Genomic DNA, 14,671 nt, shown 5'->3' on the forward strand with positions numbered 1-14,671 from the left:
GCGCGGAAGATGTAACGGGGCTAAGCAATATACCGAAGCTGCGGCAGCATGTTTACATGCTGGGTAGGGGAGCGTTGTGTAAGTGGATGAAGGTGAACTGTAAGGTTTGCTGGACATATCACAAGTGCGAATGCTGACATGAGTAACGATAATGCGGGTGAAAAACCCGCACGCCGGAAGACCAAGGTTTCCTGTCCCATGCTAATCAGGGCAGGGTAAGTCGGCCCCTAAGGCGAGGCAGAAATGCGTAGTCGATGGGAAACGGGTTAATATTCCCGTACTTGTATAATCAGTGATGGAGGGACGGAGAAGGCTAAGCAAGCCTGGCGTTGGTAGTCCAGGTGAAAGTGAGTAGGCTGAAGAATCAGGAAAATCCGGTTCTTCAAGGTCGAGACACGAGACGAGCTCCCAAGGGAGTGAAGTTGTTGATGCCCTGCTTCCAGGAAAAGCTTCTAAACTTATGATTATATGAACCGTACCCCAAACCGACACAGGTGGTCAGGTAGAGAATACTAAGGCGCTTGAGAGAACTCGGGTGAAGGAACTCGGCAAAATAGTACCGTAACTTCGGGAGAAGGTACGCCCCTGAAGGTGAATGCTTTACGCAGTAAGCTTTTGGGGGTCGCAGTGACCAGGTGGCTGGGACTGTTTATTAAAAACACAGCACTCTGCAAACTCGAAAGAGGACGTATAGGGTGTGACACCTGCCCGGTGCCGGAAGGTTAATTGATGGGATTAGCGTAAGCGAAGTTCTTGATCGAAGCCCCGGTAAACGGCGGCCGTAACTATAACGGTCCTAAGGTAGCGAAATTCCTTGTCGGGTAAGTTCCGACCTGCACGAATGGTGTAACCATGGCCACGCTGTCTCCACCCGAGACTCAGTGAAATTGAAATCGCAGTGAAGATGCTGTGTACCCGCACCTAGACGGAAAGACCCCGTGAACCTTTACTACAGCTTGGCACTGAACATTGAACCTACTTGTGTAGGATAGGTGGGAGGCTTTGAAGTATGGACGCCAGTTCATACGGAGCCGACCTTGAAATACCACCCTGGTATGTTTGATGTTCTAACTTAGTCCCTTTATCGGGGATGAGGACAGTGTCTGGTGGGTAGTTTGACTGGGGCGGTCTCCTCCCAAATAGTAACGGAGGAGCACGAAGGTTAGCTAATCACGGTCGGACATCGTGAGGTTAGTGCAATGGCATAAGCTAGCTTAACTGCGAGACAGACACGTCGAGCAGGTACGAAAGTAGGTCATAGTGATCCGGTGGTTCTGTATGGAAGGGCCATCGCTCAACGGATAAAAGGTACTCCGGGGATAACAGGCTGATACCGCCCAAGAGTTCATATCGACGGCGGTGTTTGGCACCTCGATGTCGGCTCATCACATCCTGGGGCTGAAGTCGGTCCCAAGGGTATGGCTGTTCGCCATTTAAAGTGGTACGCGAGCTGGGTTTAGAACGTCGTGAGACAGTTCGGTCCCTATCTGGTGTGGGCGTTGGATGATTGATGGGAGCTGCTCCTAGTACGAGAGGACCGGAGTGGACGAACCGCTGGTGTTCGGGTTGTGATGCCAATCGCATTGCCCGGTAGCTACGTTCGGAACGGATAACCGCTGAAAGCATCTAAGCGGGAAGCCGGCCCAGAGATGAGTCATCCCTGACCTTTAAGGTCTGGAAGGGTTGTTGTAGACGACGACGTTGATAGGCAGGGTGTGGAAGCGTTGTAAGGCGTTAAGCTAACCTGTACTAATTGCCCGAAAGGCTTAACCATACAACCCAAAGCGGCCGCAGGCTGTGAAGGTTGTAGTGACAAGCTAAACATATAGAGTAGCGTTACTCACTTTTGATTGAATATCAGTTTTTTCCAGATTGTATGTTATCGATGACACATCGGTAACCACCAGTTTTTGTCTGGCGGCCATAGCGATACGGTCCCACCTGATCCCATTCCGAACTCAGAAGTGAAACGTATTAGCGGCGATGGTAGTGTGGGGTTTCCCCATGTGAGAGTAGCACACCGCCAGACTCCTATTTAAACGAGAAAGCCCACTCATTTGAGTGGGCTTTTTTCGTTTATGCGCAGCACGCTGCGCCCCATCATATGAAAACCAACCCATCGGGGCTGTTCGGGTTACTTATCACCGCCTGATATCTGTAGTATCTATTCATCCGTGAAGCATAGTCCAGCTCGGCATCCATGCCTCGTTCGCTACGCTCACCGTTCACCGCCCCCATGTGAGAGTCGTTCTCGTCACGAAGTGAACCGCCAGACTCCTCATTACACGAGAAAGCCCACTCATTTGAGTGGGCTTTTTTCGTTTATGCGCAGCATGCTGCGCTACATCAGATGAAAACCCAACCCATCTGGGCTGTTCGGGTTACTTATCACCGCCTGATATCTGTAGTATCTATTCATCCCTGAAGCATAGTCCAGCTCGGCATCCATGCCTCGCGCGCTTCACTCTCGGCGTGCCACCGGCACCCCTCGTTCGCTACGCTCACCGTTCACCGCCCCCATGTGAGAGTCGTATTATCAAAGAGTAATGAATTCCTTGTACACACACCAAATACACTGTCGCCCCTGCGAAAGCAGAGATCTCCGACTCTCCGTCATCCCCGTGAAACGGGGATCTCGTGAACAGCCTGGCTGATGCATAACATCCTCTTTGATAGGTAGTCACGTTCCCACGGAGATCACGGATATCGCTTCGCGATTCCGGGACGACGGGAGGGATAGTAAAACGTCATCCCTGTGCAAAAGGGAATCTCTATTATACCGTCGCCCCTGCGAAAGCAGGGATCTCCGACTTTCCCGTCATCCCCGTGAAAACGGGGATCTCGTGAACAGCCTGGCTGATTCAAAACTTCATCTTTGATAGGTAGTCATGCTCCCAAAAGAGATCCCGGATATCGCTACGCGATTCCGGGACGACGAGAGTGGAAGGCATCATTTATTTGAAGAGATCTCCGACCTTCCGTCATCCCCGTGAAAACGGAGATCTCGTGAACAGCTTGGCTGATGTAAAACATCATTTTTTATAGGTATCCATGTTCCCAAGGAGATCCCGGATATCGCTACGCGATTCCGGGACGACGGGATGAGTAGTAAAACGTCATCCCTGTGCAAAAGGGAATCTCTATTATACCGTCGCCCCAGCGAAAGCAGGGATCTCCGACTCTCCGTCATCCCCGTGAAAACGGGGATCTCGTGAACAGCCTGGCTGATTCAAACCATCATCTTTGATAGGTAGCCATGTTCCCATAAAGCTCCCTGATACAACCTTCCGTCATCCCCGTGAAAACCGGGATCTCGTGAACAGCCTGGCTGATTCAAAACTTCATCTTTGATAGGTAGTCATGCTCTCAAAAGAGATCCCGGATATCGCTACGCGATTCCGGGACGACGGGAGGGATAGTAAAACGTCATCCCGGTGCAAAAGGGAATCTCTATTATACCGTCGCCCCTGCGAAAGCAGAGATCTCCGACTCTCCCGTCATCCCCGTGAAAACGGGGATCTCGTGAACACTCTGGCTGATTCAAAACTTCATCTTTGATAGGTAGTCATGCTCTCAAAAGAGATCCCGGATATCGCTACGCGATTCCGGGACGACGGGTGGGAACACATCAACTTTTAAAAGCTGTTTTAGCTACAATGAAGGGGAACATTCTTAGTATGATGACTATGACCCGTATTATTGTTGTTAATTATCCCGGCGCGTCTGTATCGGCGGTGCATGGGCTGCAGGAATTGTTTGCACTGAGTAACAACGCTGCGCTGACTCTTGAGCAAGGACATCAGTTTACGTGTTCAATTGTGAATGCTGATCAGATAGCGAATGAGCCTGTTCCACCGGCAGATTACATTTTGCTTCCACCGGCTTTAGACGATGCATTTTATGTACAGCCTGCAGATACACTGTGTCGATGGCTGATATCTCACTATGAAGCAGGGGCGGTGCTTGCTTCGGCGTGTGCTGGTGCGTTTATTCTGGCCCGTGCGGGGTTACTGGATAATAAACGATGTACTACCCACTGGGGGTTAGCCGGTAAATTTAAGGATAGTTTTAGTCACTTGTCACTGCAACCGGATGCGATATTGATTAATGAAGGTAGCGTGATCACATCCGGCGGAATGATGTCTTGGATTGATCTGGGTCTGGAAATTGTAGGTCAGTCCGCGTCAGCCAGACAAATGCAGTTAACCGGTAAATGGCTGGTTGTTGATACCGGTGCCAGAGAGCAGCTTTTTTACCGTCGTTTTACCCCGGACTTTTCCCATGGCGATAAACCGGTTATTGAAGCTCAGCACTACATCGCTGAGCATATGCAATTGCATCTTGATAACCAGATATTGGCAAATTACATCCATCTTTCAACCAGAACTTTGCAGCGGCGGTTTGTGGCAGCAACCGGCTTATCAGTAAAAGAATACGTACAGGCGGTCAGAATCCAGCAAGCCTGCGATTTGCTGGAATCAGACAACAGCACCATCGAGCATATTAGTTTGTGCGTGGGGTATTACAACGTGGCAGCATTCAGAAAGGTCTTTAAGCGAATTTTGGGGCTGACTCCAACAGCATTCAGGCAACGCTTTAATAAACACGGAACCAAGCCGGGGAGATAGCCCCGGCAAACAGATGATTACTGGACTGATGCATCTGTGCGTTGCCTTAATGCATCCATAAAGGCGTTTATTCGCTCAGCATTTTTGCCCAGGTCACTTCTGCCTACCCGGGATTTACTGCGCATATCCACCAGGGTGTCATCATCTTTTGCTGTGAGGCGAATCACGACATCATCTTTAAATCCAAACCACAGTGTGGTGTCAGTCGCCTCAATCGTGTTTTCATCTGCGCCAGTTGATACTCGCTCCCACCCCATTGCATCCACAGTCTGCTCCGCCGCAGCATAAACACGTTCAATCGGCTGGGCAAATAGCTGAGTTCTGATTTCAGGGTACGCTTTAAGTTGCTGAGTAGCCACTTCACCTCCGGCATAGTTGATATCATTGGGGGCGTCGGCCCGTATCGGGGCAATAGCGACAAACTCCGGCGGGTTAGTAATATCAGTGGTGATATCGTGAATTGCGGGCACCGAACTGGCTTTGCCCATCATACTTACCGGCAATGCAACAGCGACCAGTGCCATGATGGCATACAGGGTTGTGCTTCCCCAGCGAATTGACTTACGCATCAGTAGTGCCTGCAGAATAATCAGGATAATCGCAGCGCCAGCGACAAACACACCATAACGAAGCATAGTGAACGCCAGGCCTAAATCAATACCGATAAACTGGTATAGCGGGCCAGGCAGGACTACCATTAAAAAGCCAATAGTACTGGTTAGGGCGACAAGTGTTCTCAAGCTAAAGCTCCTGATAATTAAGTGCAAACAAGGTCATCATAAAACAAAACGTTGAATTTGGTCATTCTGATCACGCGCTTAGTGGTTAAAGGGTGTAAAGTAGTCAGTGTCGATAAGACAACAACCGCGGAGTTAGCCATTCCTATGGACAATAACAACCTGCAGGACTATCTGAGTGTACTGACCAGTTCACTAGAAGCACATCAACACTGGCTGCAAGAAGGTATCAGCGAATATGACCTGATTCAGCGACTTGCCGGTGCGCCGCATTATTTATTTGATAAAGATGCGATGCAAAATTCTCATACCTTGTTTCAGGCCCACTTTATGTTGTTTCATTGTCTGTATCAGCTGGCAGATAAGTGGCATCAGCAGCATATTGGTTGTCTGGATATTGTTGCGACTCACATTAAACTATCTGACTGGCAGCCTTTTGAGGCTTCGCTGCAGAAGCCTGATCCGATGCGTGCGTATTATCTGGATTTATCTCAGCTCCAAAGCACCACAGAGCATGATATTCACAACATGCTTGACCGGTTCTGGCAAATGATGTCGGGATCAACCGGGCTGGCCAGTCAGCTTGAATGTCAAAAAGCCTGCAAAATTCTTGAAGTGCCGGATATTAAAACACTGGACTTCAGCACCCTCAAAAAGTTGTATCGCAAACAACAGCACAAACACCATCCGGACAAAGGCGGCTCCAGTGCCTCCAGTCAACAACTCAGCTGGGCATACCAGATTCTGGTTCCATTCGCGGTCTGACCTGGTTGTTCACTGACCACTCATGGTGTTTTTTGGTACGTTGAGCGGATTTAGCCGTCGGCATTAAGGATACTGTCAAAGAAAAGTTGCATCATCAACGGCAGGTCATCCTGTAGGTTGAATTCCTGTGGTGATTCCAGGTACTCGGTCACTACGCCGCGAATAAAGCAATTGACTGACAAAGCCAGTATTTTGGGTTTGGCATTAACCGATATCATTTTCTGATATCTGGCTTTTTCAAAATAAGCAGCAAAAACTTTCAGTTTTTCAAGTTTTTGCAGATTATGGCGTTCTTTGCACTGAGCCAAATCACCAGAGTAGTCGCACTTGAACATGAAAAGGCGAATCGCTTTGCATAGCTGTTCGTCCTGATCTAGCTCCAGTATAAGATTCGTACAGATATCCTGTAACTGGCTAACAGGGTTGGGGTGCTCAACTTCCAGTCCTTCAAGAATACGTTGAATAAAAGGCGTGTGCAGCTCTGTGTGCAAAGCGTCGAAAATCTCAATTTTGTTTTTGAAATGCCAGTACACCGCGCCACGTGTGACGTCGGCAGCTTTGGCTACTTCTTCTAAAGAAGCCTTAGCTACCCCGCGCTCTGAAAATACATTGATTGCGGCGGTGAGGATAGCTTGTTTGGTTTGCTCGGCTTCTTCTTTTGTGCGGCGCATCGGAATGGATCCTACTTGGTTTGACAACATACATACAAGAACGTATCTTTAAAAAGGTATAGGTTCAGAGCCTTTTTGTCCAGTGTATATTCGGGAATAGTAATCAATGAAGAAGCAAATTTTTTACTCTTTTGCTGCGGTATTGTCGTTACTGGTTGTAGTGGGGTGTTCAGAACAGTCTGAGCAGGCCGGTGCATCTCAGGGTGGCGCTCAGCAACCTCCAACGGCGGTGTCGGTTATGACCATTAAACGCGCTACTGTTCCAGATATATTGTCTCTGCCCGGCCGGGTCACACCGTACCGTCAGTCTCAGGTGCGTCCGCAGGTCGCCGGGGTAATTACCGAACGATTGTTTGAAGAAGGCGCTGTGGTCGAAAAAGGCCAGCAACTCTATCAGATTGATGATGCTCGCTATAAAGCCGAGCTGGAAAGTGCGAAAGCGGATTTGCGAAGTGCTGAGGCTAACCTTAAAGCGCTACAGGCGAAAGAAAAACGCTACAAAGACTTGGTTTCACGAAATTCCATCAGTGAACAGGAATACGATGATGTGGTAGCACAGTCTGATCAGGCTAAAGCTCAGATCAGTGTTGCTGAAGCGGCGATTGAACTGGCCAGAGTAAATGTAGACTACTCCAAAGTGTATGCTCCGATAAATGGCCAGATAAGTCGTTCATTTGTCACTGTGGGCACTCTGGTTACAGCAAACCAGGAACAACAACTAGCTACCATTACGCAACTGGACCCGGTGTTTGTTGATATGCAGAACTCTGGTAAAGCGATTGTTAAACTGCGTAGCTCCATGACGGGCAACCAGCAACATATGCCGGTTGAAGTGGTTTTAGATGAAGGGTCTAACACCATGTATGACAAGAAAGGCCAGCTTGAGTTTTCTGAGGTCACGGTGGATGAAACAACCGGCAGTGTCACGCTGCGGGCTGTTATACCCAACCCGGATAGTGTACTGATGCCCGGTTTGTTTGTTAAAGCTAACGTAATCAAGTCGCAGGATGAAGGTTTGCTGGTTCCTCATCGGGCCACTACCCGTCAGCCTGACGGTTCTCTGGTTGTCTATGTAGTGGGTAAAGACAATACCGTTGAAGCCCGTACTATTGAAACTCCCCGTAGTTATCAGCATCAGTATCTGGTCACCAGTGGCCTGACTGAAGGCGATAAAGTGATTATTGAAGGCTATCAAAAAGTTAAACCTGGTGCGAAAGTTAATCCGCAGCCATGGAAACAATCTGGTCAGCAAGGTTAACCCGGCAGGAATAAAGACTTATGGCACGTTTTTTTATAGACAGACCCGTCTTTGCCTGGGTACTGGCAATTATCACCATGCTGACCGGGGTACTGGCCATCAACAATCTGCCTATCGAGCAGTATCCGAAGGTTGCCCCACCGTCGGTAAAAATTGATGCAAGCTACCCGGGCGCGTCGGCAAATACCGTGGAAAACTCGGTCACGCAGATTATCGAACAGAATCTTAACGGCATTGATAATCTGCGTTATTTTTCTTCCAGTTCGCAACGCAGCAGTATGCAAATCACCCTGACTTTTGAGCCAGGTACCGATCCGGATACCGCGCAGGTTCAAACCCAGAACAAGGTGCAAAGTGCCGTCTCCCTGCTACCTAATTCGGTGCAGCAACAAGGCGTGACGGTAACCAAAGGTAACGATACTTTTGCATTGGTGATTGGTTTTTATTCCACAGACGGCCAACAATCCCAGTTTGATTTGAGTGACCTGCTGGTTTCAGAGTTTCGTGATCCGGTATCCCGCATTAACGGCGTAGGCAGTGTGCGGGTATTTGGTGCACAGCGTTCTATGCGCATCTGGCTAAACCCTGAGAAATTATACAGCTATAATATGACACCCGTGGATGTGCAGGCTGCGGTGCAAACCCAGAATACGGATGTTTCTGCCGGTCAGTTAGGTGGAATGCCGGCAGTGGAAGGCCAGCAGATTAATGCGACTATTCAGGCCCAGTCACTGCTGCGTACCGAAGAAGATTTTCAGAATATTGTATTACGGGTCAATACTGACGGTTCTCAGGTTCGCCTTAAAGATGTTGCCCGGGTTGAACTCGGCTCTGAAGACTACAGTTATATAACTCGTTACAAAGGTAAACCTGCTTCCGGGATGGCTGTGAGCCTGTCTTCTGGTGCTAATGCACTGGAAACCATTGAAGCAGTAAAAAGCCGTATCGGTGAGCTAAAAGGTCAGTTACCTGATGGGGTTGAAGTGGTCTTTCCGGTTGATACCTCGCCGTTTATCGAACTGTCTATTGAGTCTGTGGTGCATACGCTGATTGAAGCAGTCGTACTGGTGTTTCTGGTCATGCTGCTGTTTCTGCAAAACTGGCGGGCGACCCTGATACCAACCATCGCGGTACCCGTGGTGCTATTGGGTACCTTTGGCGTACTCTATGTGTTTGGATTCAGTATCAACGTGCTGACAATGTTTGCCATGGTACTGGCGATTGGCCTGCTGGTTGATGATGCTATCGTGGTGGTGGAAAACGTTGAGCGCATCATGGAAGAAGAAGGCTTGTCGCCTAAAGAGGCGACGAAAAAGTCGATGGGGCAAATCACCAGTGCTCTGGTAGGAATTGCGGCGGTGCTATCGACAGTGTTTATTCCTATGGCCTTTTTCAGCGGTTCGGCCGGGTCGATTTACCGCCAGTTCTCAGTCACAATTGTGTCCGCTATGGCGTTTTCGGTACTGGTGGCTATTATCCTGTCGCCCTCGTTGTGTGCCACGCTACTTAAAAAGCACGATCCGAACAAAGACAAAGATAAAGGCTTTGCCGGCTGGTTTAACCGTAACTTCAATAAAGGCCGCGATCGTTATCAAAAGGCAACCAACCATATTGCTGCCAGATTCAAGCGTTACCTGGTGGTGTATGGCGTGCTGGTTGCCGGCATGGTGTTCATTTTTATGCGCCTGCCCGGTGCATTTCTGCCGGATGAAGATCAAGGCTCATTAATGGTGCTGGTAAACGCGCCGCCGGGAGCGACTGCACAGCGGACACTGGAGTCGGTCAAACAGGTTGAAGATTTCTTCTTAGAAGAAAAAGGTGATGTGACCCATGATTTGTTTACCGTAGTAGGCTTTAGCTTTGCTGGCGCGGCACAAAATGCGGCAATGGGATTTGTTCACCTCAACGACTGGGAAGAACGGGATGAGTCGCAAAGTGCATTTGCCGTTTTACAACAGGCATTTGGGGCTTTCAGTCAAATCAAAGACGCGCAGGCTTTTCCAATCATGCCGCCGCCCATTCGTGAGCTGGGCAATGCCACCGGCTTTGACTTACAGCTGATTGACCGGGGTAACAACGGTCACGACGCATTGATGGATGCCCGTAACCAGTTACTGGGTATGGCTTCGCAGAATTCTAAACTGACTGGGGTCAGACCTAACGGACTAAGTGATGTTCCGCAGTTTAAAATTGATATCGACAATGAAAAAGCGTCTGCGCTGGGCGTCTCGCTCAGTGATATTAATAACTCCCTGCAAATAGCCTGGGGGTCGGCTTACGTGAATGATTTTATTGACGATGGCCGGATAAAGCGAGTTTATATGCAGGCCGATGCGTCACATCGTATGGCACCAAAAGATTTAGATAAATGGTATGTGCGTAATAACAATGGCGACATGGTGGCGTTCAGTTCTTTTTCTTCATCTAACTGGGATTATGGGTCGCCAAAACTGGAACGATTCAACGGCGTTTCATCCGTGAATATTCAGGGGGGAGCTGCTGCGGGTGTATCCAGCGGTGAGGCCATGGCCATTATGCAGGAGCTGGTGAAGAAGCTACCAGATGGTTTTGATCTTGAATGGTCAGGACTCAGCTTTGAGGAAAAAGCAGCAGGTTCACAAGCTCCAATGCTGTACGCCGTATCATTCCTGATAGTCTTTCTGTGTCTGGCAGCCCTATACGAAAGCTGGTCGGTACCCTTTGCGGTGATGCTGGTTGTACCGCTGGGTATTCTGGGCTCTGTGGTCGCTGCATTTTTGTTTAATTTACCTAACGATGTGTACCTACAGGTGGCGTTTCTGACCACGGTAGGGCTGGCGGCCAAAAACGCGATCCTTATTGTGGAATTTGCCAAAGAACAGTTCGAGGCAGGTGAAGATCTGATGACTGCGGTTTCGGTGGCGGCCAAACAACGTTTTCGTCCGATCCTGATGACCTCAATGGCCTTTATTCTGGGGGTAACGCCGCTTGCACTGGCCAGCGGAGCTGGCGCCACCAGTCAAAATGCCATTGGTATTGCGGTAATGGGCGGTATGTTTGCAGCTACGTTCCTGGCCATATTCTTTGTGCCCATGTTCTATGTCTTTGTAGAGCGACTGTTTGATAAAAAAGCAGTGAAGCAGCACGAACATGACGATAACCACTAGCAGCAAAAAGCGATGATAAAAAAGGCAGTGCGGGCAACCTCACTGCCTTTTTTTGTCGCCTTTGACCCGCTCTACGACTAATCGCCTATGGGATTCAGGCGGTAAGTGCAGGGCATCTGTGGCATGATATTTACACAACTGATGTGTGCGGATGGGGTTATGGAAATACGCTTACCAGACCGGCCTGACTGGCGGGAGCTGTTAAAATCCGGTAGCCGGGTGTTTGTGGGAGGCCATGCGTCGGTCCCTTATGCACTGGTGCAGGATTTGATTGATCACAGTGCTGGCTTCAGCGACATTGAAATGGTGCACGGCCTGGCTTTAGGAGATACCCGGTGGGCCCGTGAAGAGCATCGGCAGCTATTTAAGGTGAACACGTTTTTTATCGGCGGCGATGAAGTGCGCCGGGCCGTGGATGAAGGCCGGGCCGATTATACACCGTGTTTTTTGTCAGAGATTTCCAGCCTGTTTACCGACGGCACACTGGCGCTGGATGTGGTGCTGATTAACGTCAGCCCGCCGGACGAATTTGGCTATTGCTCGCTGGGAGCATCGGTGGATATCTGTATGTCTGCGGTACGTCATACCCGGCGTATTGTGGCGCAGATAAACCAGCATGTGCCGCGCACGGCGGGCCACTCTTATGTGCATGTCAGCGAGTTTTGTGCCTGTATCGAAGCTGATGAACCACTGGTGGAAGTGACCCCTCCGCCCATCGACAAACAGGCTGAGCGAATCGGTCAGTATGTGTCTATGCTGGTTGAAGATGGCTCTACCCTGCAGTTTGGTATTGGTAAGATCCCCAGTGCAACCCTCAAGTATCTGTGTAATCACAAAGATCTGGGTATACACAGTGAAATGCTGACCGACAGCATCATTGAGCTGATCGAATCAGGCGCGGTGACCAACCGTAAAAAAACCTTTCACCCGGGTAAAATTGTGACCAGTTTTGCTATAGGGACCAATAAGCTCTACGCGTTTATTGATCAAAACCCGCATATTGAGTTTTACGCCAGCAGCTATGTGAATAAACCCACCAATATTGCAAAAAATGACCAGATGGTCTCTATCAACAGTGCCCTGGAGGTGGATTTAACCGGGCAGGTGGTCGCTGACTCTCTGGGCTATGATTTTTATTCAGGTATTGGCGGGCAGGTGGATTTTGTTTCAGGCGCGGCCATCAGTAAAGGCGGCAAACCGATTATTGCCCTGCCTTCTACAGCAAAAAATGAAACCGTATCGCGTATTGTGCCAAGTATCACCGAAGGCTCTGGGGTAGTTACCTCGCGTGGTAATGTGCATTATGTTGTCACTGAGTACGGGGTGGCCTCACTAAAAGGCAAAAGCATCCGGGAGCGGGCGCTGGAGCTGATTCGGGTGGCTCACCCGAAGTTTCGGGCCAAACTGCTCGAAGAAGTCCGAACCCACTACTGGGTACCGCATTATCAGGAAAAGTATCCGACCGATATTCCTGAACTGGGTGACATACAGTTGCAAAAAATGGTGGTGGATAACGAAACTTTTTACCTGCGTCCGCTTAACCCGGCTGATGAACGCCGCTTGCAGGAATTTTTCTACTCTCATACCAAAGAAACTCTGCGCCTTCGTTATAACTACGACCCCAAACAAATGTCCCGGGAAAAATCGTGCAATCTGGTCAGTGTGGATCAGAAAACCGATGCGGGGCTGTGTATTGTACGCCAGGATGGCTCACGGATTACCATCCATGCAGTGGGACGGTTCTATTATTATGCGCAGGACAATTCCTGCGAGGCGGCCTTTGTGACCCGCGAAACCCATCAGGGCAAGGGCATGGCAACCCGGCTGCTTGCCCAGCTCATTGATATCGCCCGCCTGCGCAAAATCAGCAAAATGATGGCGTACGTCAGGGCTGATAACAAACCCATGATCACTATTTTTGAGCAGCATGGATTCCGCCGCCGTTTTTCTGATGATCCCAGTGATGTGGAGCTGGTGCTTAACCTGGAGGAGCAACCATGACGGTGCGTATTTTTCGTGGCCGGGACTGTCTGTTACACGATTTAGGGCCGGATCACCCCGAAAGTCCTGACCGTATTTATGCCATTGATGATCAGCTGATTGCCTCAGGGCTGGAGATGACCTGTGAGCATGCTGATGCGACGCAGGCTGATAAGGAAACCTTGTGTCTGGCCCACGATACGCTCTATGTCGAGACGATCTTTGATCGGTCTCCTGAAACCGCCACCATCTGGCTTGATCAGGAGACCGCCATGACCCCGCACACCCTGAGTGCGGCCCGGTATGCGGCCGGGGCGTGCTGTAATGCTGTTGACTGGGTGATGCAAGGCACTGATCGTCAGGCGTTTTGTATGGTACGGCCGCCCGGGCACCACGCTGAACATGACAAAGCCATGGGCTTTTGCCTGTTCAACAATCTGGCAGTGGCCGGCTGTTATGCCGCCCGGCAGTATGACTTGCAGCGAATTGCCATTGTCGATTTTGATGTGCATCACGGTAATGGCACACAGCACATAGTGCAGGGCGATAATCGCTTTTTACTCTGTTCATCCTTTGAACACCCGCTGTATCCTTTTAGCGATCTGACCCGGTGCCAGGACAATATTGTGGCGGTACCGCTGCCGGCCGGCGCGAAAGGCGCTGAATTTCGACGCGCTGTGACTGGCTGGTTTGCGCGAATCCGGGCGTTTCAGCCGCAACTGATTATTATATCGGCCGGCTTCGACGGCCATGCTGAAGACCCCATGGCGCACCTTCGCCTGACCGAAGATGACTACAAATGGATTAGCCATGAAGTCAGAAAACTGGCTGATGAATGTTGTCACGGGCGTATTGTCAGTAGCCTTGAAGGCGGCTACGACCTGAGCGCTTTAGGACGCAGTGTGGTGGCGCATTTAAAAGGGCTCAGCGGTGACGGGCAGCTAACCGGCGGCGCCTGACGGCGTGCAAAAACAGCCTGTGGCATCGGTGACCACCGTGGCCATGGGGCTAACCGGGCTGTGCACAATAGCGGTAATCTGGTTTATCAGAGTATTGCCGGTCAGACACCCGAATCCGGTGGCATAAGGACCCAGGTAACGCAGTCGGTTATCTTTATCAATAATAGCCAGTGCAGGCAATGCGGCCAGTAAATCGCCTGTATCACCAAGCTGTCGGGGGGTCGTATTATGTACCGTGTAACCGGGCAGCGCGGCGGTGAGCTCCTGTTGATGAATCTGGGTCAGTGCATTGCAGTAACAGGGCTCAGCAGGCTGAATATGGATAATGGAACGAGCTGTGATACCTGCCTGATTCAGGCGCGCCACAAATTGGGTGTCAAAGTCGGGCTGGCTGGCCGCACTAGCCAGCTTTTGCGCCGGGTCAAACGCGGTCAGCTGCTGTCGGCTATACAGCCACAAGCCGGCCAGTAAGCTCACTGCCCATATTATTATGCCAGCCCAGACCAGCCACTTTCGGTTCATGCCAT

9 protein-coding genes and 2 rRNA genes (1 of these 11 cut by a window edge) are annotated in these 14,671 nt (G+C 50.1%); 8 read left to right on the forward strand and 3 right to left on the reverse strand.

Annotated elements, in window-relative coordinates; all coding sequences use genetic code 11:
* The 3 genes from EZV72_RS00900 to EZV72_RS00910 form a co-directional block, all read left to right on the forward strand.
* Positions 1-1,774, forward strand: a 23S ribosomal RNA gene (locus tag EZV72_RS00900); it begins 1,103 nt to the left of the window's first position.
* Between the two features lie 139 nt (positions 1,775-1,913).
* Positions 1,914-2,029, forward strand: a 5S ribosomal RNA gene (gene rrf / locus EZV72_RS00905).
* A 1,648-nt stretch (positions 2,030-3,677) separates the two neighbouring features.
* The gene (locus EZV72_RS00910) at positions 3,678-4,628 is read left to right on the forward strand and encodes a GlxA family transcriptional regulator (protein ID WP_217495170.1); all 951 of its coding nucleotides are present in this window, start codon (positions 3,678-3,680) and stop codon (positions 4,626-4,628) included.
* 17 nt (positions 4,629-4,645) lie between these two features.
* Here the strand turns inward: EZV72_RS00910 and EZV72_RS00915 are convergent, their stop codons facing one another.
* Entirely contained in the window at positions 4,646-5,368 is a 723-nt protein-coding gene (locus tag EZV72_RS00915; RefSeq protein ID WP_137165475.1) for a DUF1499 domain-containing protein, read from the reverse strand.
* Positions 5,369-5,512: 144 nt separating this feature from the next.
* Between EZV72_RS00915 and EZV72_RS00920 the strand changes: the two genes are divergently transcribed.
* Positions 5,513-6,130, forward strand: coding sequence for a DNA-J related domain-containing protein (locus EZV72_RS00920; RefSeq protein ID WP_137165476.1), 618 nt, complete (start codon positions 5,513-5,515; stop codon positions 6,128-6,130).
* Positions 6,131-6,180: 50 nt separating this feature from the next.
* Here the strand turns inward: EZV72_RS00920 and EZV72_RS00925 are convergent, their stop codons facing one another.
* Entirely contained in the window at positions 6,181-6,801 is a 621-nt protein-coding gene (locus EZV72_RS00925) for a TetR family transcriptional regulator (RefSeq protein ID WP_137165477.1), read from the reverse strand.
* 106 nt (positions 6,802-6,907) lie between these two features.
* Here EZV72_RS00925 and EZV72_RS00930 point away from each other — a divergent pair, with 106 nt between their 5' ends.
* From EZV72_RS00930 to EZV72_RS00945, 4 genes are all read left to right on the forward strand, one after another.
* The gene (locus EZV72_RS00930) at positions 6,908-8,059 is read left to right on the forward strand and encodes an efflux RND transporter periplasmic adaptor subunit (RefSeq protein ID WP_137165478.1); all 1,152 of its coding nucleotides are present in this window, start codon (positions 6,908-6,910) and stop codon (positions 8,057-8,059) included.
* Between the two features lie 20 nt (positions 8,060-8,079).
* Positions 8,080-11,205 carry an efflux RND transporter permease subunit gene (locus tag EZV72_RS00935; protein WP_137165479.1) on the forward strand — a complete coding sequence of 1,042 codons (3,126 nt, stop codon included), beginning with the start codon at positions 8,080-8,082 and terminating at the stop codon, positions 11,203-11,205.
* A gap of 159 nt (positions 11,206-11,364) precedes the next feature.
* The gene (locus tag EZV72_RS00940) at positions 11,365-13,206 is read left to right on the forward strand and encodes a bifunctional acetyl-CoA hydrolase/transferase family protein/GNAT family N-acetyltransferase (protein WP_137165480.1); all 1,842 of its coding nucleotides are present in this window, start codon (positions 11,365-11,367) and stop codon (positions 13,204-13,206) included.
* Complete coding sequence (locus EZV72_RS00945; protein WP_137165481.1) at positions 13,203-14,144, forward strand: histone deacetylase family protein; 942 nt, start codon at positions 13,203-13,205, stop codon at positions 14,142-14,144. The genes EZV72_RS00940 and EZV72_RS00945 overlap by 4 nt, the downstream gene beginning before the upstream one ends.
* On the opposite strand, the gene EZV72_RS00950 is transcribed toward EZV72_RS00945, so the two are convergent.
* Entirely contained in the window at positions 14,127-14,666 is a 540-nt protein-coding gene (locus tag EZV72_RS00950; protein ID WP_137165482.1) for a DUF6436 domain-containing protein, read from the reverse strand. The genes EZV72_RS00945 and EZV72_RS00950 overlap by 18 nt on opposite strands.
* Positions 14,667-14,671 lie beyond the last annotated feature (5 nt).

The organism is Salinimonas lutimaris (genome assembly GCF_005222225.1).
GTDB lineage: Bacteria > Pseudomonadota > Gammaproteobacteria > Enterobacterales > Alteromonadaceae > Alteromonas > Alteromonas lutimaris.